The organism is Rosenbergiella nectarea, assembly GCF_900111105.1.
GTDB classification, from domain to species: Bacteria; Pseudomonadota; Gammaproteobacteria; order Enterobacterales; family Enterobacteriaceae; genus Rosenbergiella; species Rosenbergiella nectarea.
This window is the reverse complement of record NZ_FOGC01000004.1, coordinates 170,464-190,973: the sequence shown is the minus strand read 5'-3', so window position 1 is coordinate 190,973 and position 20,510 is coordinate 170,464. Positions and strand designations below refer to the sequence as shown.

At 48.7% G+C, this 20,510-nt stretch carries 16 protein-coding genes; 3 read left to right on the top strand and 13 right to left on the bottom strand.

Going from position 1 to position 20,510, the window contains the following annotated elements; genetic code table 11:
* Positions 1–80: 80 nt before the first annotated feature.
* Both BMX14_RS06955 and BMX14_RS06950 read left to right on the top strand, forming a co-directional pair.
* A complete protein-coding gene (locus tag BMX14_RS06955; RefSeq protein ID WP_092674683.1) occupies positions 81–1,160 on the top strand; it encodes a porin in 1,080 nt (359 codons plus the stop codon).
* Positions 1,161–1,294: 134 nt separating this feature from the next.
* Positions 1,295–2,488: an amino acid aminotransferase gene (locus BMX14_RS06950; RefSeq protein ID WP_092674680.1), complete on the top strand. Its 1,194-nt coding sequence runs from the start codon at positions 1,295–1,297 to the stop codon at positions 2,486–2,488.
* A gap of 31 nt (positions 2,489–2,519) precedes the next feature.
* Here BMX14_RS06950 and BMX14_RS06945 read toward each other — a convergent pair whose 3' ends face one another.
* The 7 genes from BMX14_RS06945 to cmoM all read right to left on the bottom strand — a co-directional run bounded on the left by BMX14_RS06945 (position 2,520) and on the right by cmoM (position 13,071).
* Entirely contained in the window at positions 2,520–3,149 is a 630-nt protein-coding gene (locus tag BMX14_RS06945; protein ID WP_092674803.1) for an MBL fold metallo-hydrolase, read from the bottom strand.
* A gap of 22 nt (positions 3,150–3,171) precedes the next feature.
* Positions 3,172–3,729 (bottom strand): YcbK family protein, encoded by a 558-nt coding sequence (locus BMX14_RS06940; protein WP_092674677.1) that lies wholly within the window; start codon positions 3,727–3,729, stop codon positions 3,172–3,174.
* Positions 3,730–3,882: 153 nt separating this feature from the next.
* A complete protein-coding gene (gene ldtD, locus BMX14_RS06935) occupies positions 3,883–5,664 on the bottom strand; it encodes a L,D-transpeptidase (RefSeq protein ID WP_177173100.1) in 1,782 nt (593 codons plus the stop codon).
* A gap of 142 nt (positions 5,665–5,806) precedes the next feature.
* Entirely contained in the window at positions 5,807–10,264 is a 4,458-nt protein-coding gene (gene mukB, locus BMX14_RS06930; RefSeq protein ID WP_092674674.1) for a chromosome partition protein MukB, read from the bottom strand.
* Positions 10,261–10,986, bottom strand: coding sequence for a chromosome partition protein MukE (gene mukE, locus BMX14_RS06925; RefSeq protein ID WP_092674671.1), 726 nt, complete (start codon positions 10,984–10,986; stop codon positions 10,261–10,263). Before mukE ends, mukB begins: the two co-directional genes overlap by 4 nt.
* Positions 10,967–12,289: a chromosome partition protein MukF gene (gene mukF / locus BMX14_RS06920; protein WP_092674668.1), complete on the bottom strand. Its 1,323-nt coding sequence runs from the start codon at positions 12,287–12,289 to the stop codon at positions 10,967–10,969. Before mukF ends, mukE begins: the two co-directional genes overlap by 20 nt.
* Positions 12,286–13,071: a tRNA uridine 5-oxyacetic acid(34) methyltransferase CmoM gene (gene cmoM, locus BMX14_RS06915; RefSeq protein WP_092674666.1), complete on the bottom strand. Its 786-nt coding sequence runs from the start codon at positions 13,069–13,071 to the stop codon at positions 12,286–12,288. The genes mukF and cmoM overlap by 4 nt, the downstream gene beginning before the upstream one ends.
* 124 nt (positions 13,072–13,195) lie before the next feature.
* Here cmoM and elyC point away from each other — a divergent pair, with 124 nt between their 5' ends.
* The gene (gene elyC, locus BMX14_RS06910) at positions 13,196–13,954 is read left to right on the top strand and encodes an envelope biogenesis factor ElyC (protein ID WP_092674799.1); all 759 of its coding nucleotides are present in this window, start codon (positions 13,196–13,198) and stop codon (positions 13,952–13,954) included.
* Between the two features lie 20 nt (positions 13,955–13,974).
* Here elyC and kdsB read toward each other — a convergent pair whose 3' ends face one another.
* From kdsB to ihfB, 6 genes are all read right to left on the bottom strand, one after another.
* The gene (gene kdsB / locus BMX14_RS06905; protein WP_092674663.1) at positions 13,975–14,721 is read right to left on the bottom strand and encodes a 3-deoxy-manno-octulosonate cytidylyltransferase; all 747 of its coding nucleotides are present in this window, start codon (positions 14,719–14,721) and stop codon (positions 13,975–13,977) included.
* Between the two features lie 2 nt (positions 14,722–14,723).
* Positions 14,724–14,900 carry a Trm112 family protein gene (locus tag BMX14_RS06900; protein WP_092674660.1) on the bottom strand — a complete coding sequence of 59 codons (177 nt, stop codon included), beginning with the start codon at positions 14,898–14,900 and terminating at the stop codon, positions 14,724–14,726.
* A 32-nt stretch (positions 14,901–14,932) separates the two neighbouring features.
* Entirely contained in the window at positions 14,933–15,943 is a 1,011-nt protein-coding gene (gene lpxK, locus BMX14_RS06895; RefSeq protein ID WP_092674657.1) for a tetraacyldisaccharide 4'-kinase, read from the bottom strand.
* A complete protein-coding gene (gene msbA / locus BMX14_RS06890; protein ID WP_092674654.1) occupies positions 15,940–17,688 on the bottom strand; it encodes a lipid A ABC transporter ATP-binding protein/permease MsbA in 1,749 nt (582 codons plus the stop codon). Before msbA ends, lpxK begins: the two co-directional genes overlap by 4 nt.
* Before the next feature lie 34 nt (positions 17,689–17,722).
* Positions 17,723–19,972: a DNA internalization-related competence protein ComEC/Rec2 gene (locus tag BMX14_RS06885; RefSeq protein WP_092674651.1), complete on the bottom strand. Its 2,250-nt coding sequence runs from the start codon at positions 19,970–19,972 to the stop codon at positions 17,723–17,725.
* A gap of 178 nt (positions 19,973–20,150) precedes the next feature.
* On the bottom strand, positions 20,151–20,435 hold the full coding sequence (gene ihfB, locus BMX14_RS06880; protein ID WP_048911891.1) for an integration host factor subunit beta: 285 nt from the start codon (positions 20,433–20,435) through the stop codon (positions 20,151–20,153).
* Between the last annotated feature and the right edge of the window lie 75 nt (positions 20,436–20,510).

Below are 20,510 nucleotides of genomic sequence, written 5' to 3'. Positions count from 1 at the left end.
GCTATTCAATACGAGCCCGCACCGGGCTTTTGATCTCAAAAACATAAAAATAATTAACAATAATGCCAATGAGGGTATTAATGATGAAGCGTAAAATTCTTTCTCTCCTCGTTCCTAGTCTTTTAGTCCTCTCTTCAGCGCAGGCTGCAGAAATCTACAATAAAGACGGTAACAAGCTAGATTTGTATGGTAAGGCTGTCGGGTTACACTATTTTTCGAGTGATAACGGCAGTGATGGTGATTTCTCCTATGTGCGTTTTGGTTTCAAAGGTGAAACGCAAATCAATGAGAATATGACCGGTTACGGTCAATGGGAATACAACATCCAAACTAACAACAGTGAAGGGAGTGATGCGCAAAACGGTAATAAAACCCGCTTGGGATTCGCCGGTCTTCGTTTCGACCAATATGGCGCCATCGATTACGGCCGCAGCTATGCCATCGCTTATGATGCGTTGAGCTACACCGATATGCTGCCAGAATTTGGGGGTGACTTTGGTTACTCTGACTCTATGACTGGCCGTACCACGGGTGTTGCCACCTATCGTAATGCTAATTTCTTCGGATTAATTGAAGGATTAAATGTTGCCCTGCAGTATCAAGGTAAAAACGACCGCGATGATGCACTACGGTCGAATGGCGATGGCTGGGGCCTTTCTACCAGTTACGCACTGCCGTATAGCTTCGCTATTACAGGTGCTTATCAACAACAAAACCGGACCACGAAACAACATAATATGGATTACGGCAGTGGCGACACCGCCAGTGTGTGGGGTGTGGGTCTGAAATACGACAACGCCCCTGTCTATGTTGCCGTTACCTATGCAGAAGGACAAAACGCGACCCGTATCAGCAGTGATATCAACGGGGTGTCCAAATCTGGTTTTGCGAATAAAACGCAAAACTTTGAAGCCGTCGCGCAGTATCAGTTCCGCTTCGGTTTACGCCCATCTTTAGCATTCATCCAGCAAAAAGCGAAGGATGTTGAAGGGATTGGTGATGTTGATCTCGTGAAATATATCGATGTTGGGGCAAGCTACTACTTCAACAAAAATATGTCGACCTATGTTGATTACCGTATTAATCAGCTGAGTAATAACAATAAACTCGGTATTAACAACGACAACATCGTTGCGACGGGTCTTGTCTACCAATTCTAAGTTCTGTTAGTGACTACCTTGAGGGGTAGCCACTTCACACTTCACAATCCTCAGAATTTTCTTTCACTAAGCGTTGTACAGTACTCGACATACCGCTACCCTAACATTTACAACACGTCAATTCGGATATTATTATGTTTGAATCAATTCCTGCTGCGCCTGCTGATCCCATCTTAGGGTTAGCGGATTTATATAAGAATGATCTTCGTACTAATAAGATTAATTTAGGCATAGGGGTCTATAAAGATGAAACCGGCCATACCCCTGTGATGGTCAGTGTCAAAAAAGCTGAGCAGCAGTTAGTCGAAACCGAAACAAGTAAAAATTATCTCAGTATTGAAGGCTATAGCGACTATGCTCAGGCCAGCCAACGCTTACTTTTTGGCGCAGGCAACCCTATTCTCGACACTCAATGCCTCTATACCGCACAGACCCCTGGCGGAACGGGCGCCTTGCGTGTCGCCGCAGATTTTCTTGCGCAACATACCACAGCGAGACGTATTTGGGTCAGTAACCCCAGCTGGCCGAATCATCATAATATTTTTACCGCGAGTGGCTTAGAAGTCGCGACCTATAATTATTATCAGCCAGAGAGCCATACTCTAGACTTCTCGGCAATGCTCAATTCACTGGAGTCCGCGGAAGCTGGCGATGTCGTTTTACTTCATGGATGTTGCCATAATCCAACCGGCATCGACCCAACGCTGGAACAGTGGCAGCAACTTTCTGAACTATTACTCAGTAAATCGTTACTTCCGCTGTTCGACTTTGCCTATCAAGGACTCGGGCAAGGTTTAGATGAGGATGCGCAAGGCCTGCGTCTGTTCGCGCAATCTCATCAAGAGTTTATTGTTTGTAGCTCCTTCTCTAAAAACTTTGGTTTATACAACGAACGTACCGGGGCTTTCACGCTGAAAACCACCACGCCTCAATCAGGCAACGATGCGTTTAGCCAAGTCAAAGCCGTGATCCGCGCAAATTACTCCAATCCGCCTTCACATGGCGCAGCCGTCGTCACCACTATTCTGAATGACGACAGCCTAAGAGCGATTTGGGAGCAAGAGCTTTTAGAGGTACGCCAGCGTATTCAGCGTATGCGTCAGCTGTTCGTACAGACTTTACAAGATAAAGGTGCGACCCTAGACTTCTCGTTTATCAATAAACAGAATGGGATGTTTTCTTACAGCGGACTCACCAAAGAACAGGTGATGCGATTACGTGACGAGTTTGCCATCTACGCCGTTGCCTCAGGCCGGATCAATATTGCTGGGATGACACCGGAAAATATGTCACGTCTCTGCGAATCAATTATTAGTGTGACGCGATAAGGATAAATGCCCGGCAATGACCGGGCATTTATTAGCGCAGAAAAGGATTGGTCAAGCGTTCATGCCCAAGAGTCGAACGGGGGCCATGGCCTGGAATAAACGTGACGTCATCACCGAGCGGCAGTAACTTTTGTTCAATCGATGCAATCAATTGTTGCCCATTGCCACGGGGAAAATCACTGCGCCCCACTCCGCCTTTGAAAATCACATCGCCAGAGAATAATAATTGCTGCGCCGCTTGATAAAAGACGATATGCCCAGGTGTGTGACCTGGACAATGCAGGATGCTAAATTGCAATGCACCAACGTTGATGGACTCGCCTTCCTCTAACCATTGATTGGGATAAAACACCTCACAATGGGGAAAACCAAATATCGCGCTTTGCTGAGGCAAACTCTCAAAGAGAAAAAGATCATCGCGATGTGGGCCGATGAGTGGGACGTTAAACTGTTTCGCCAAAACCTTTGCCGCCCCCACATGATCTAAATGACCATGTGTCAGTAAAATTTTATCAATCTGGATAGCGTGTTGATGTAATAGTGCAGTGATCTTTTCAGCATCACCGCCGGGGTCAATTAACGCCGCGCCCCCCGTCTCAGTACAGATCACCAGGCTACAATTTTGTGCAAAAGCGGTGACGGGGATCAGTGTAAACTCTATAGCATTCATCGAGTTATTCATATCAGGACCAATGACGAACTGGACCGGTGTCGATATGGACAAAATTACTCTTAGGGTAATACCCCACCCCACCGGCGTTCATTTTCAGTGCGGCTTTACGGACATTACTCAGCGCAATGCCTTCGATATGGAAATCCATGGCCTGACCTAAGGTATGATAGCTGTGCTTGGCAACACCGCTGTGAGCACTTCTCCCACGTAGATGATTATTGGTGGCAATACTGCGGAAGCCTGAAACCAACTGAATAGGCTTGCGCGTTTCCAACATCAATTGGAGACGGTAGATATGTTCAAAGAGGTGTGGGTCTATGGCGTGAATTTTATCTGCGCGGTAATCACGGAAAAAATGATTAAGCCTTGCAAGCTCACTCGGGTTATAGGTTTTACCGTTAAAGAACTCTGCTTGTAAACTCTCACCGGTATTAATGTTATTCAACGTCAAAATTTTGGGTCGCGAGGTCGATAAAGAGGCTTGTGCATAGTGTGGTAGGCAAGAAAGACCGGCTGCAGCTGAGCCAAGTAAAAGCAGTTTACGGCGATGTGAATCAATTTTTTCCATGGGCATGACATCCGCGAGACAAGAGGACAAAAAAACAACAGATGAACCATACCCAGAGTGTTGCCCTTCGTCAAGACGCAGACATGAGAACGATCAATTTACTTACACTTAGCAATACATTCAGCTGGCTTATTCGCCAGCTGAACGGTGAGTCTATAATAAAAACTTCTCGGCGCTACTGATTGCGCTCCAACCTGAACGCGCCAATTGATCATAATTATAGATGTCGGTACGGAATTGTGCCTGTCCGTCCTCACTGACCCACGCCGTTAAGTAATAAAGATTGACGGGGATGCGATGGCGAATCGAAATTGGTCGTGTAGTGCGACTCTCCAGTGTCGCGTTAATGCGACTCTGATCCCAACCGACATCTTTTAGGAGCAAGCCGGCCAATTGCGACGCTTTATTCACCCGCACACAGCCTGAGCTAATGGCTCGGATGTCTTGCTGAAATAACCCATGGTTTGGCGTGTCGTGCAAATAGATTGCATCAGAACTCGGCATATTAAACTTATAGCGTCCCAAGGAGTTTTGCGGTCCCGGCGATTGCATTACGCGATAAGGGAAAGCCGAAGCTGAAACGGTCTGCCAGTTGACGCTCGATGGGTTTACCGCCGTAGCGTCAGCCCCCCATCCAGAATAGAGGGTAAAGTTATGCTTGGCCAGATAGCTAGGGTCCTTGCGGAGTTTTGGTACCAAATCTTCACGAATCAGGGTATTCGGCACCGTCCACGTTGGGTTGAGAACGACACTGTTCAAAGCACTGCGCATCAGGGGGGTTTTCCTTTCCGGACGACCCACGATAACGCGTGAAGAAAGAATAGTCTTACCATCAACATAATAGTTAAGGGAATAGTTCGCGATATTCACCATAATGCCATTATGCATATCATCAGGTAATAGGCGTAAACGTTGCATGTTCAACGCAAGCAACGTCGCACGTTGATGCGGAGTAATAGTTAACCATTCACGGGTTTTATAACCAATAATCCCGTCATCGGTTAATCCCTGCCAATGCTGGAATCGTTTTACTGCTGAAACCATGGCGTCGGAATAGATATCTTCAGCTGGCCCCGTGCTCGCTGGCGCGTTGCTGGTTGAAGCCGGAGCAGGAGATAACATTCTTTGCTGACTTGGCGCTGCGACAGTTTGCGGTGGCGCCGAGACCGCTTGATCGGGTTGAGTCGATGCGGGAATAGAGGCCTGAGCTTGCGCTTCTCTAAGCCAACCGGCGCGCACGAGTAACTGTCTCAATTGCGGAACGGCAGGATCACTGTCGCCAGGGCGGATAGTGTGGGTTAAATCGGTCTTTGGCCAGGGTTTGTTATCCGCTAATAATACCACCAGTGCTTTTTGCATCGGACGATATTGCGGGTGCTGAGGCATTAAGCCATCGATAAAGTGTTGGGTCGTACCGTGGTTGACGGCTTGTATCCAGCGTGCAACCAGTGCTGAACTGGGTGCTGTCAAGCGAAAACCAGTCGGGCCATAGAACCAGGTTTCTCCTTGCGCAGGTGCTGCGTTCACAAATTGTAAATACCCCAATAACGCATCGGAGAGTACGACATCGCGTGCCTCACCCGATAAATCATTACGGCTTAACACCGAGAGCCAGCGAGCAAACTGGGGTTGGACGCCAGATAACGCCACCTCAGAAAGCTGTTGCTCGAAGCTGTGAATCGCCGCTTCGTCCGTCCATAACGGTTGCTGATGCTGCTGACGATAGATCGAGGTTAACAAACTACCGTAATAGGGGGAAACACCGGAAGGTAACGCTTGATAGATAGAAGCAATACGCTGGCTAGGAGTATTAGTGTGAGTAATAGGTGAGCTCGCCTGTTCAGAGGCGGCTTGCGCGGCCATTGAACTGCCGATCGCTAACGACATACCGCCGATTAGCAATACCGGTTTGAGTTGAAAACACTTTAGAAACATCCCTGACTCCTTACCTTGTTTAGACACGCACCAAAAAGTTCAATGTTTTTTATTATTTTCTTCCTTTGAGTGTAATCGAAAAAACGACATTTGTTATAAACAAATGTCGTTTAATCAGGAATAATTGATAATTTGGGTTAATCTAATTCTGGTCAGCGAGAGATTCAGAGCTTGCCTGAGCGGGGGTGACTTCAGGGGAAAACCCTTTCAATCCAACCACATGCACATGTTCAATCTCATTAACAACTTTACGCATTAATTTATAGGTTGTGCCTTTTTCAGGACTAATATTTTCGGGTGCCGCAATGACTAATTGCATCTCAAGCCGCTCGCACAGCTCAAATAACGTGGCGATTGATCGCGCATCCAATCGTGCGGCTTCATCCAGAAACAGTAAGCGGCAGGGAGAAATATCTTTCCCTCTGAGACGACGCGATTCATCTTCCCAGCTTTGTACCACCATGACCAAAATGGACATCCCGGTACCGATCGCTTCACCTGTCGACAGCGCCCCGCTCTCGGCTCGTAACCAGCCATCAGAGCCACGATTGACTTCGACTTCCATCTCCAAGTAGTTACGATAATCCAATAACTCTTCACCGATAACCTGTGGAGTACGACTGCCTATGTCGATATGCGGATTAAGACGTTGGTACAGTTTGGCTAAGGCTTCAGAGAAGGTAAGCCGTTGACTGTTAAACAGGTCTTGATGTTGCTCGTGATCTTGAGCCAAGGTCTCCAGTAGTGTCGAGTGGGCCTCTCGCACATTGACATTCAAGCGCACGCTATTGACCTGACCGAATTTAACCGCTTGTAACCCTTGGTTTAATTGACGAATACGGGTTTGCTCGCGTTGAATCGTTTTACGGATAATATTCGCAGCACTGCGTGAACTGATCGCCAGCGTTTGTTCGCGGGAAGTCAGTTCTTCCGTTAAGCGGTTAAGCTCGATTTCCATCTGTTCGATAGCTTCGATCGGATCATCGGTACGGATAATGTCTTGACGGATCCGTTCACGGAGATGCTGATAAACGGCAATAAAGAAGCGAATTTTACGCTCTGGATAACGTGGATCTTCCGATAAGCGTAAAACGTCGCGTAGATGCTCATTGTCGGCCACCGCTAAACGTAATGCGCCTAGCGCTTTATCCGACATAGAACGGAGTTCATCGCCGCCTAAATAGGCCAGTTCACGACGATGTAAGCGTCTTTCCAAGCCATTCTCTTTGACTAACCGCAAGACCGTACACCAGCCCGCTTTCGCGGTCACCACTTGGTTACGGCTTTGGCTGTAATCCCGCTCGACTTTACGTAAACGTTTTTGTAAAGACTCCATCTCCGCTTCACAGAAGGTCAATTGTTTTTCCAATTGATGACGGCGGGCGCGGTTATGGCTTAACTGGTGATAAAGCGAGTCGCGTAATTCTTTTGCTTGTAACTCGGCATGGGGATCGGCTTTTGCCCCCAAGACTTGCATCTCTTGTTGCAACTCCGACAGCATATCGCGCTTCGCGTCATAGGAACTTTTTAGCGAGGCAAGCAGCTGGCTGCTTTGCGTTAATTGCTGCTGGTGCTGGCGTAAACGGTCACGTAACTCGGCACGTTCACCCTCAGCATGTTCTAACTGCTGACGTAATTTTTGGGTTAAATCGCTATTCCCATCGACCATTCCTTCCGCTTCAGAATAGTTGAAGTGCGCACGACGCTGAACCACTTCGGTAAGCGAGAAAGCTTGTTGGCGGTAATCACGCTGCTGTTGCTGAGCGGTACGGTAATCGTCCTGTAATTGTTGATGCTGTTCGGGATCACTTTGTAAAACACTAATCATCGGCTCTAGCTTGGCGAGCTTTTGCCCAAACTGATGTAAGAAGCGTGCCGCTTCTTGCGACTCCTCAACCTGCTCACGTAGCTCTTCGCTACGATCCGATAGGGTTTCGTCTAACAGCAAATTCACGCGTGGCAGGAGACGGTTGAGTAATGCCACCCCTTCTCGGGCCATTTCGAATTGCTGACGCTGCTGTTGAGTGTTCGCTTCATGTTGTGCCATCGCCCGTTCGATATCGGTACGGCGCGAGGTCAGTTGGCGGATTTGCACTTCGGGATCCTGTTCGAAGGCAATGGCCAGATGACTCCCGATGAAACGGCTAAAGGATTGGTGAAGACGCTGTGACTTCTGCACATCAAAGGAGAGAGTGGCATATTTTTCACTCAGTACATCACGCTCTTGCGAGAGCAGTTCCAGTTGATTTTCGCGGGCAGCCCGGCCAAAAAGAGGGATTTTCGGGAAACGGGAATAACGCCACTGACGATCAGCAATTTTCACCACTACAGCTTTGTTCAGTTCCTCGACACTGAATACGCTATCGTCGAAAGATTGAGGATCCCCTTCAATTAAATAGAGGTCTTCGGGGCAATCTTCAAGATCGGCTAACAGTGCTTGGACGGGGGCCAACTCCGGCACGACGATCGCATGTCGAGAAGGACCGTATAACGCCGAGAAGTATGGAGCGTCTTCTAGGGTAACGTCATCATAAATCTCAGATAACAGTACACCACCGAACTTTTCAGCTAAGTGATTTAAGCGACTGTCTTCCGCGCCACCCGGTTGGCTTAGGCGTTCGATTTGCTGTTCGACTTGGCGGCGACGGCTGGCCACCTCATCACGTTCAACGGTGGTCTCTCGCTCACGTTCCAGCAGATACTGCATATATTCTGTAACCTGACTGCTCTGCGTAAAGACTTGGCCGGTCTGCTCGCTCAACTGTGTCAGGATTTCTTGTGCCGCTAACCAATGAGGCGCACGGTTGGTCAGAGCGCTGATCTTTTCACGAATCTGATCCAACGACTGGCGATGGAGTAAACGCTGCTCACTGGCTTCGTCGACGCCTGCACTCAGCTGTTCGATGCGTGCTTCGTATTCGCGATGTAAGTCTTCGAGAACATCGGCTTCATACTGTTGGCCCTGCCGTTTACAAAACTCCGCTAACAGACGCTCTGCATCGTGCTGCTCGCGAAGCCGCTGTTCTAGCTCAGACAGACGCGAGCGCAATGAAGGGAGTTGATCCGCTAGGTGGCGTTGTTGTTGCGCTTCACGCAGTGCTTCACGTCCAACTTGCCAGGCTTCGGCACGATTCACCGGGCCACTGATTTGTTGAACCAGTTCTAATGCTTGATTAAATTGGCTGTGTGCTGCCTGCGCGACGCTGAGCTTCTGTTCCAAGTTAAGCAGTAAATTGGTTGCTTCCTCTTCACGCGCTTGGAAACGGGCCTGCCATTCTGCGGCGTTTTCAGAGGATAAATCCTCGATATGACACAGATCTTTGGCGCGCTGCAGCGCGTTAACCGCCTGCTGATATTGAATAGCACGCGTTTGCTGAACGTCTAGCGCCTGTTGGAAGTTGGCGAGCTGACTTTTCAGTTCATCCACTTCGATTTCGGAGGCTTCAACGTTCGCTTGATGCGCTTCATTGATCTCTTGAGCTTCAGCGACCACTTCTTGCTGCTCTTCTAGACGATAAGAGAGCTCTTCGATCTCGTTTTCATAACGCTCAATTTTTTCTTGCTGGCGCACCGCATTCTGTACCACGGTAAGGTGATCACTGGCAGCTTGATATTCGCTCTCCAAGTCCCCTTCTGCCCCAACGTGCTCCGACAGCTCGCGAGCCATCTCCACATGTCGGAACTGTTCAGTCTTCAACTGATGACGACCCGTGAGCAACTCTTGACGTAGCGCAATTGCGCCATCTAAATTAATACGGCGATCATTCGCATGACGCATATAGTCCGAGGCAACATATTGGGTTGCTTCGGTAATCAGGTGTTTGAATAGACTGCGATCGGCTTGGGTGACACGAATCGCTTCGAGCGTCATCCTGTTTTCTCGTAAGGCCCCTTCCATATCTTGGAAAGCCTTACGCACACCACCGTTTTCAGGTAATAAATAATCGCGTAGTGAACGAGTGATGGTACTCGAGATCCCGCCATAAAGTGAGGCTTCAATCAGGCGATAGAATTTGCTGCGGTCACTCTGGCTACGTAAACGACGGGGAACGATGCCATGATCAAACATCATGCTGTGATAATCGGTCACCGAACTGTACGATTTAAAGCTCATGACCTGTTGCGCATCCATTCGCTCTTTGACTTCACTCAGCGGGCGCACCTTGGCCTGACGACTGTTTAAGACTTCGGTTAAGAGATCCGTCGGTAAGGTATCTTCTGGGATATCGTGAATACTAAAGGACTTGATATCGACTTTTTTATCACGACCGGCCACTTGCTGAAGACGTACACCGACTAACGAGCGCTGGCCGCGGGAGTTGACGACATCTAAGGCCGCATAACACACACCTGGGCGCAGTTTACCGTGTAGGCCTTTATCCCGTGATCCGGTGGTCGCACCGGCTTCGGTGGTATTACGAAAGTGTAATAGGGTCAAATCAGGGATCAACGCGGTGATAAAGGCCGCCATTGTCGTCGATTTACCCGCGCCGTTCCCCCCTGATAGGGTCGTGACCAATTCATCCAGATCAAACGTCCGGGCAAAAAAACCATTCCAGTTTATCAGGGTAAGCGAACGAAATTTTCCACGTTCAATCATGCGTCATCACCTTCTTGTTGCCCTTCGGCCGCGTCATCGTCGGCACGCTCTTTTTCTTCATCTGTCAGGCCTGAACCGGTTTCGATTTCGACCGCTTCTCCGTCACGTATTAAGCGTAGTTGCGCCTCGCGGGGATCATCGCCGCTGCGGACTTCTGCACCGAAACGAAAGACTGACTCTTTAATTCTGAATTTACTGCTGTCGTTTGCCATAAACCACACCATACCTAAACGGCGTAAGCGGTTTAAGGAAGAACGTACTTTATCGAGCAGTTTCGCCCTGTCAACGTCTGACCCCGTGGAGCGTTGGTTAACAAAACGCAGTAATTTGCTCTCATCGGCCAAGCCCAACAATTCGTCATACAGCTCTTGAAAGGTGAAGATCCCCTCATTGGCTAAGCGTTCTGGACTGAGATAGAGGTAACATAGAATTTTACCGACCATCATATCCAACTCCGACAGCACCGAACGCGCGATCAGTGTCGTCGAACGTGGACGCAGGTAGAAGAAACCTTCTGGTGCGCGGACTAACTCTACATGATAACGGCCGTAAAATTCGGCGAGTTCGTGCTCGAAATCCATCAATAAAGCATGTTGGTCGAGATCTTCCAGACTGATATGGCGACCTGCACGTAATTGGCTGTCTAAGGCTGGAAATAATGGATTAGCAAGAGCTTGTGCCAATTTAACTGGCATCACTTGTTCAATATTTGTCGATGACATGTGCCTGCACCTTAGCGCCATATTCATTAATAGTGTGCCATTCTGCAGGTAATCCTGCTAAATCAGCTTCTGAAACCCCCAGTTGCACCGCTTGGTCAACCACAATGCGTGCGAGGTCGAAATGGCGTGCCCGAGGGTATTGTGCGAGGTAAAGTTTCATCACCTCGGCAAGATTGAGCGGCTTACCTTCACGACGGTAAGCCTGAAGAGCGTGTTCAATCATGGCGGCTAACTGCTCGCGAATTTCATTGAACTCTTCGAATTCGAGTTCTGGTGGAAGCTCACCCATCACATCGTCGTTGCGTAAGGTCATTTCGTCATCACGCGTGTCGTATAACCGCTCAGCACTGCTGTAGGTGAGCGCCCAAGGGGCTTCGAAATAGTGTTGAACCGATTGCCGTAAGCGCTGTGCGAAGACACGGTTTTTATCCAAGTCGATCGCAGTACGGATAAACTTATGCACATGGCGGTCATACCCTATCCATAAGTCGATAGCTTGTTGGCCCCAACTGATAATTCTGTCTAATTTATTTTGCAGTTCGAAGATCAATTTATCAATATAGGCAAGGTCTGGGATACCATAGATAGATTCTTGAATAACGAGTAGATGGGTTTGCAGTTTATCGCCTGCCGCTTCCAGCGTATCTTGCAGTTCACGCAAGGTTCCTGAAGTTTCTGACAGCAGGATCTCACAACTTGAGATAGCGGCTCGCCAATCTTTATTTAACAAGTCTGCAATCTCTTGTTTAATTTGCTGCTGCTGCTCGTCCATTTGGCGCTGTGTTAAATCGATGCTGTCGAAAATTTCAGCGACCGAATACTTTAGCGGTGCAAACACGTTACGGTGCCAATGGAATTGGTCGCCATCTTGGTGTGCATCGTCTGCCGCGCGCTTGAGTTCATTGCCCACAATCGATAACTGCATCGATAAACGTAGGGTGGAAAACTCTTTTTGCCGCACATAATAATCAGTAATGCCGATGGCTAACGGTGTTAAACGATAGATGGCATAGCCTTCAGCTTGCTCAGAGGTAAATCGGTTAAGAATGCGCTGTTTAACCATATCGTTAATCGCATTATTTCCCCTCAGCTCGACCGTTTCTGGGCTCTGTTCGAATACATTACTGACATGCTTAAAAGCATCGAATAACTCAGACTCCGTCAGCTCGCCTTCAATACGCTCGCCATTCAGCGTCGCGATGGCGAGCAGAAAAGCTAATCGCTCGACGGGAAGAGAGATTGCAAAATCACTTTTGCGGGCCCACGACACTAGCTCAGGTATGGTCTGGGTAAAATCACTCATAGCTCATCCTTTATTGCGGGCTTACGTGCCGTGACGTGAATATAACGCCCTAAACTCATAAAAGGTTCCTGACGACTGTAACGCCGTTCCATTTCAATAATCCCCTCTTCACCGTTTGCTGAAGGAGGCAGATCGCGGATGAAGTCACTAAACACTCGGATCCCCGCTTTACTTTCAATGTCAAAACCAACGTTCGTTAACCATTGGTCGACCTCTGCGGGAGCGCGCGGGTAATCGGGCGAAAGAGTCTTTTTCTTTCGCTTCTTCATGTGAGCCTTCAGATAACCGAAATTTCCCAAAGTTAAATTCTGCAGCGTCAAGCCATGAAGATTGTAAAACATCAATGATAACACGCCACCCGGCGATAGGGTGTCGAATAACGCCGCGAGCGTTTTTTCAGGCTCAGCCACCCATTCCAGTACCGCATGGAATAGAACGATATCGACAGGTTTTTCCAGTTGAGTGCCCACTTGTTGCGCACTCGTTTGGATAAACTTCATCTGCGACGCAACACCTTGCTCTTGTGCATGCTGCTTGGCACGGATCAACATCTGTTCAGAGACATCGCAAAACGTAATGTGATGACCACGCTGCGCTAAGCCAGAAGAGATCTGCCCAATACCTCCCCCCGCATCGAGAATGGATAAGCTCGCGTTGGGAAAGGTCGCCAATATCTGATCTAACTCTTCCCAAAGAATAATCTGTCGTATACGCCCCTTAAGGGTGCCATAGATGTTTTGAGCAAAACGTTCTGCCAAATCATCGAAATTTCGATCCATCATACTGATACTCCGCATAAACGACAGAGGAAATATGCTATTTTGTCACAGCTCTGATGGGAATGGAGCTATTGCCTGCAGAATCCTGTGTTGGCTGCTGTTTTTTCGTTCGATTCGGGGTTTAACGATGCTATTTACATTAAAAAAAATACTCGGTGGCTTATTGCTGCCACTGCCTTTTTTATTAGTCCTGATAGGCATTGGACTGTTTTTGTTATGGTTTAGCCAACGTCAACGCTTAGCAAAAGTCTGCCTGACCAGTGGTTGGTTACTCCTACTACTATTAAGTCTACAGCCGGTTGCCGATCGCTTATTAATGCCGCTAGAGAACCATTACCCGACGCTAAACCATCCCACACAGGTGGACGCGATTGTGGTGCTCGGCGGCGGTTACACTTATAACCCACAGTGGGCGCCCAGTTCCAACTTATTAGGGAACAGTTTGCCAAGGGTCACAGAAGGGGTCAGGCAATGGCGAATGAATCCGTCGGCAAAACTCATTTTTACCGGTGCCGCCGCAGCGCATAACCCGCGCAGTAGCGCGAGTGTGGCCGAAGAAGTTGCTGAGACGCTCGGCGTGCCCAGAGATAAAATGATAGCGTTGGAGTCACCTCGCGATACACATCAAGAAGCTATCGCCGTAAAACAATTGCTGGGCGATAAGCCCTTTATTTTGGTGACCTCGGCTAATCATCTGCCGAGAGCCTTACAATTTTTTGCAGAGCAGCAATTATCGCCCTTTCCGGCTCCTGCCAATCAGTTAGCTATCCACTCGCCGCTTAACGGTTGGGAGCGTGCCATCCCCTCACCCTATTGGTTAAGCCACAGTGAGCGCGCTTGGTATGAGGGGTTAGGTCGAGTATGGCAATGGATAACGCAAGGTTAGCCCAAGGGCTAACCAAGGTTTTACGCGAGAACTTCTCTTACTCTTGCGAGATCTTCTGCAGTATCCACCCCGACAGCCGGAATCGCTTCGGCCGTCGCGACGTGAATTTTTTCACCGTTCCATAATACGCGTAACTGCTCCAGCAATTCGCACTGCTCAAGCGGGCAAGGTGCCCAAGTGATATATTGGCGAATAAATCCTGCACGGTAGGCATAAATGCCGAGGTGGCGCTGGAACTGATCACCAATCGTTGCCTGAGACTGCGCAAAACGTTCACGATCCCAAGGAATAGTGGCCCTAGAAAAATACAAGGCATAGCCCTGTTTATCGGTGACGACTTTGACCGCATTGGGATTAAATGCTTCATGAGCGTCGGTAATGGGCGCGGATAACGTTGCCATACCACAGTCAGCGTGAGCTAAATTGGTCGCGACCTGTTTGATAATCACCGGAGGAATTAACGGCTCATCGCCTTGTACATTAACGATGATGGTCGAATCATCGAATCTGTATTTTTCGATGACTTCCGCTAAACGTTCAGTACCCGATTGATGATCGGCACGGGTCATACACACTTCGCCCCCCGCAGCATCGACCGCTGCCGCCACCTCAGCATGATCTGTGGCGACAATAACTCGGTCTGCGCCTGCAGCCCGAGCTTGGTTCAGGACATGAACAATCATCGGTTGCCCATGAATATCCGCTAACGGCTTACCGGGTAGCCGCGAGGAGGCATAACGTGCCGGGATAATCACCACAAAGCTCATTATTAGCGCTCGTCCGCAGTTAAGCTACGGGATTCATTTTCTAGCAAGACAGGAATCCCGTCTTGGATAGGAAAAGCTAAGCCATCAGGTTTACAAATTAACTCTTGTTCTTGAGGATGGTAGTCAAGCTTACCGTGACACACAGGGCAAGCGACGATGCCAGCTAAACGATGATCCATATGACCTCCAGATTGAAAAATCAGATAAACTGCTAAGGGGTTATCCCGTGATCAGCAGTCGGCAGCAATGCCAGTATTTTGTTTAGTAATATGTCTGCGTCAGGTTGCGGTAATTGCGCTTCCACAGGTAAATACCACCAGCTCTCTACAGCAAAAGGTCGACATTTTACCGCATCCTTTTCCGTCATCAGTAGCGCCTGATCACGGCTCGCTAAACCAGAAATATCCTCAACGCGATAAGCCTGGTGGTCGTCAAAAGCGACCTCGTGTTGCGGATGGATCCCCTGCGCGTGCAATGTCGCGAAGAAACGCGGCGGATAACCAATCCCGGCAAAGGCCACTGACGGCTTATCGACAAATGCGGTTAAGGGAAGTGTATGACCGGTAGCCAGATTAATCCACTGACGCGGCACCAAACGCATGGGAATTTCACCCGTATGCGCTTCGCCACCGTTAGTAATGACAGCGTCGACACTGGCTAAGCGTGAAGCACGTTCGCGCATTGGGCCTGCAGGAAGCCACCAACCATTGCCAAAACGTCTTTCGCCGTCTATGACGACAATCTCAATATCGCGCTGCAAAGCGTAATGCTGTAACCCGTCATCCGTAATAATCACCGAAATCTCTTTATTCGCCTGCAGTAAGGCTTTAATCGCCTCACTACGTTTAGGCGCGACCGCCACAGGCGCCCCAGTACGTTGATGAATCAGTACCGGCTCATCACCCGCTTGATCGGCGGGGGTCTGCGCATTGAGCAATAAAGGATAATGCGGCGCTTTACCACCATAACCGCGAGAGACTACCGCAGGAGTGAGGCCGCGTTGTTGAAGCTGCTCGACTAACCAGATCACGACAGGGGTTTTACCGTTGCCCCCTGCGGTAAGGTTACCGACCACGACAACCGGGATGGGCGCTTTCCAGCTTTTCTTAAGTCCACACCGATACGCTAAACGAATGCCAGCAGTGATGGCGCCATAAAGCCAAGAAAGAGGCAGGAGGAGTCGCCATCCTGCCGATTCACCGCTCCAAAAGCGCTCGATCATTGTCCGAACTGAATACGGTGAAGTTGCGCATAGGCGCCCGCTTGAGCGAGGAGTTCTTGGTGGGTACCCCGCTCAATGATTTGACCGTCTTCGACTACAACAATCATATCGGCCTTCTCAATCGTCGATAAGCGGTGCGCAATCACTAGCGAGGTACGATTACGCTGTAATTCGTCCAACGCTGATTGGATAGCGCGCTCAGATTCAGTGTCTAAGGCAGAGGTCGCTTCGTCTAAGATTAAAATTGGACAATCACGCAGCAGTGCGCGGGCAATGGCGATACGCTGACGTTGCCCCCCGGACAGCAGCACCCCATTCTCCCCAATCACGGTATCCAAGCCATTAGCCATACGCGAGATAAAGTCCATGGCATGCGCCATCTTTGCTACCTCTTCGATATCTTCGCGGCTGTATTGATCAGACCGAGCATAGGCGATATTGTTGGCGATAGTATCGTTAAACAGATGGACGTTCTGTGAGACTAACGCCACCTGATTACGCAGAGACTGCAGCGTATAGTCAGTGATTTCATGACCGTCCAATAGAATCTGACCCGACTGAATATCATAAAAGCGCGTGAGTAAACTGGCTAACGTCGATTTACCCGAGCCTGAGCGGCCAACTAAGGCGACCGTTTTCCCTGCGGGCAGTGTCAGATTAATATTTTTCAGCGCGGGGGTTTCACGTCCTGGATAAGTAAAAGTGACGTTACGGAATTCAATATCACCTTGGGCGCGTACGGTCGTACGTTGCCCGTTATCGACTTCCTGTTCAGCATCGAGAATACTAAACAGCGTCTGACAGGCTGCCATGCCGCGCTGGAACTGCGCATTAACGTTAGTTAATGACTTCAGGGGACGCATTAAGGCAATCATCGAAGAGAAGACCACGGTGATTGTGCCTGCCGTTAAGGTATCCATCACGGCCGGGAAGCTCGCGGCGTAAAGAATGAAGGCGAGCGCTAAAGACGCAATCAATTGAATGATAGGATCGGAAATGGATGACGCACTGACTAATTTCATGCCCTGTTGACGCATCCGATTACTCACCACCGCGAAGCGTTGTGACTCGATTTCTTGACCACCAAAAATAAGCACTTCTTTATGACCCTTGAGCATCTGCTCGGCACTGGTCGTCACTTCACCCATAGTGTTTTGCATGGATTTACTGATATTACGAAAACGCTTGGAGACCAGTCGAATCGTGAAAGAGACGATCGGCGCAAGTAAAATCAAAATCAGCGAAAGTTGCCAGCTATAATAAAACATCATAATAAATAAACCGATGATCGAGGCACCTTCTCTCACCACCGTCACCAGGGCGCTAGAGGATGAAGAGGCAACTTGCTCGGAGTCATAGGTTATTCTAGAAAGGAGCGTTCCCGTCGATTGCTGGTCAAAGAAGGAAACTGGCATACTCATCATATGGGAGAATAAACTGCGACGCATCCCCATCACTACATTACCCGATACCCAAGAGATACAGTAGCTGGAGGCATAACTGGTCACACCGCGGATTAACATTAAGCCAATTACCGCTAAGGGCATCCACAGCAAGACTGACTTATCCGCTTTCCCAAACCCATCATCTAGTAATGGTTTAAGAAGCGATAACATTAATGTATCCCCTGCCGCATTGATAATGAGGGCAACAGCAGCAATAAACAGTCCTGCTTTATGGGGGGCTATCATTGGCCAGAGACGACGAAACGTCTGCCACGTTGAGAGATCTTTGTCTAAGTGCATTATATCTTCACGTTTTTTAACATCGACGGGTAGTTTACCTGTAATCAGGTTTTACACCAAACCATTGATGGTACCATCGAGGGGAAATTTGGTCACGATATTGTAAAACCTCTGTTCCCCCCCTTCTTACGCGTATTGAAATCTGCCCCGCCTGAGCGGTATCAACCCAATCAATGCCTTGTGAACGGTAACGCTTTACCACGGGTTTCGCAGGTAACCGCCAAGCGTTATATCTGGCCACTGAGGCGAATGCGATGTCAGGATTCAGTTTCCTAAGAAATAATGATGAGGATGAGGTGCGACTACCGTGATGAGGTACCTGTAACCAAGTTATCGGAATCCCCCCCTTTTCGAGTTCAATTAAACGTTGTTCAGCCTCTTTTTCGATATCACCCGTGAGTAATAAATGGTGCTGCCCATCGCTGATATAGAGGACACAGGAGTCATTATTTTGTCCAGCCGTCTTAGCATTTTCAGGCCAAAGTACGCGGATGGATAACCGTCCCCATAGCCAACGCTCTCCTCGTTGACAAGGTAAGCTTCTGGGATAGCGGTAGGAGGTTCTTACTGGAAGTGTTGGCCACCTTTTTTTGATACTTTGCAATCCACCCGAATGGTCACTGTGGCGATGGCTAATAATTGCCGCCACCGGAGTAATTCGCTGGGCACCTAGCCAGGGGATAATAATTCGTTCTCCCGCATCGCCCACTTGCCAGCGATTACCGGTATCATAAATAATTCCCTCACCCTGCTGACTGATCACCACTGCTAAGCCATGCCCCACGTCTAACATATCAATTCGCCACAATAAGTCCGCGGGCTGAACACGCCAACTTAGTAAACTGACGACCATTGCGCCAAGGCTGAGAGGAAATTGACGCCACCAATAAAAACGCCCGGCAATAAGTCCTCCCCACACGACACCAGCGATCCACGGAGCGTTGGTGAGAACAACCCATCCCCCCCCCTGTCGGGTTAATAGTGTGAACAGTAGTGTGTACAGCCCATCATGAACAAAGAGTAATGCGCGGTAAGCAAGATCTGGCCAAGGCACCACTAATAATAACGCTATCGGTAAAATTCCAACGCTGACAAGCGGTATAGCGACCAAATTAGCGCCCAACGCGGTCAGGCTTATCCCTTGAAAGAAAAAAATCTGAATGGGGAGTAAGAGAATCATTAACCCCATCTGTAAATGCAGTAATCGAAAGATAAAATATCTTTTACCTTGACGATAGACCGGCGGCAGCGGAAACCACCGGTACCACAGTAGTAGCGCAAGGACGGCTAACGCCGATAACCACAAGCTATCTGAAAGCACCCTTAACGGATTGATCGCTAATAGACTGGCGACACAAAGTATCAGAATATGAATACTCGAGAGGTTTACCGCATAGCGCTTGGCAATCAGCCAGAATGTCAGCGCAAACATGGCACGCATTGCTGAAGGTTGCATCCCAGAGAGATAACAATAACTGCCACTGAATAACCACCCCCCTAATTCTCGCCAACCTGATTCGATTGGCAAAAGGCGGCAGAGCCTCGCAGCGATACCCCAACCGCGATGAGTGAGCCAGAAAACCAGACCAATATGCATACCTGAAATGGCCATTAAGTGGCCAATCCCTGTTTCACGGAACAGTCGATTCGTGGTGTCCGAAATCCGATCACGTAACCCAAATACCAATGCGCGAGAGATCCCTTGCCAAGGTGAACTTAAGGTATTCTGCATGAAAAGCTGTTCGAGTTGAAAACGTATTGAGCAAGAAGCCTTAAGCAGATTTTCTGAAATAATTTTACCGGTGAACAGCGCATCTTTCGCTAGCGCATTACGCTGGCTATCGTAGCCGCCTTCATTAAGCAAGCTATGTACTGGACGTAATCGCAATGTCATTAACCAACGTTGACCGGGACAATAGTCATCGCTTTCTACTTGATGGATCCACACCCTATAAGCAGGGAATTGCCAATGGCCGTTTACTTTGTTCACACTGACTTGCATTTTCTGCCGCTGTCTATGCAGTTCACTGATCGTCACTTCTGCGCTAAGGGTCTGCTCACTCAATGAGGAAAGGGTATGACTGATAGAATGTGCGGTTAATAGGCCAAACCCACCAAACAGTATCAAGATCCCGAGATAATGCTGCGCGCGCGATGGGCGTTGGATCAGGTATAGGGCCGCCACCATCCCGCACAACACCCACAACCTATCAGGTAACACCGAAATAAAGCAGAGCGGTAAGCATGCGAGGATGATAAGTAGAGCATAAGGAATACAGTGCATAATATCGGTCCCCAAAGCGAGTCACTTTACGCCGATGAAGCGCAATCAATATTAGCAATGGTAGGAGGTGCGAGATTAGAAACAGAATATTGCGAGGAATAAGAGAGACAACAAAAAATTTGAGAGGGATGATAAACAAAAACGATATCTTGCGATACCGTCTTTTTAAAACTGCTTTTTAGCTTGGAAGATTAGCTCTATCGCGAAGCTCTTTACCCGGTTTAAAGTGTGGCACATACTTGCCTTCCAACTCTACTTTTTCGCCCGTTTTAGGATTTCGACCGACACGTGGCGCACGATAGTGTAAGGAGAAGCTCCCGAAACCACGAATTTCGATACGATCTCCCTGCGCTAGGGTAGAAGCCATATATTCCAGCATCTCTTTAACAGCATCTTCAACAGCTTTTGCAGGGATTTGAGTCTGCTGGGCTGCGAGGCGTTCAATCAGTTCAGATTTAGTCATTAATCCTCCGGAAATATCCTGTAAAGAAAGACAGTTTTAAAAAAAGCCAAGAGTGCGAACACCCTTGGCTAGTTA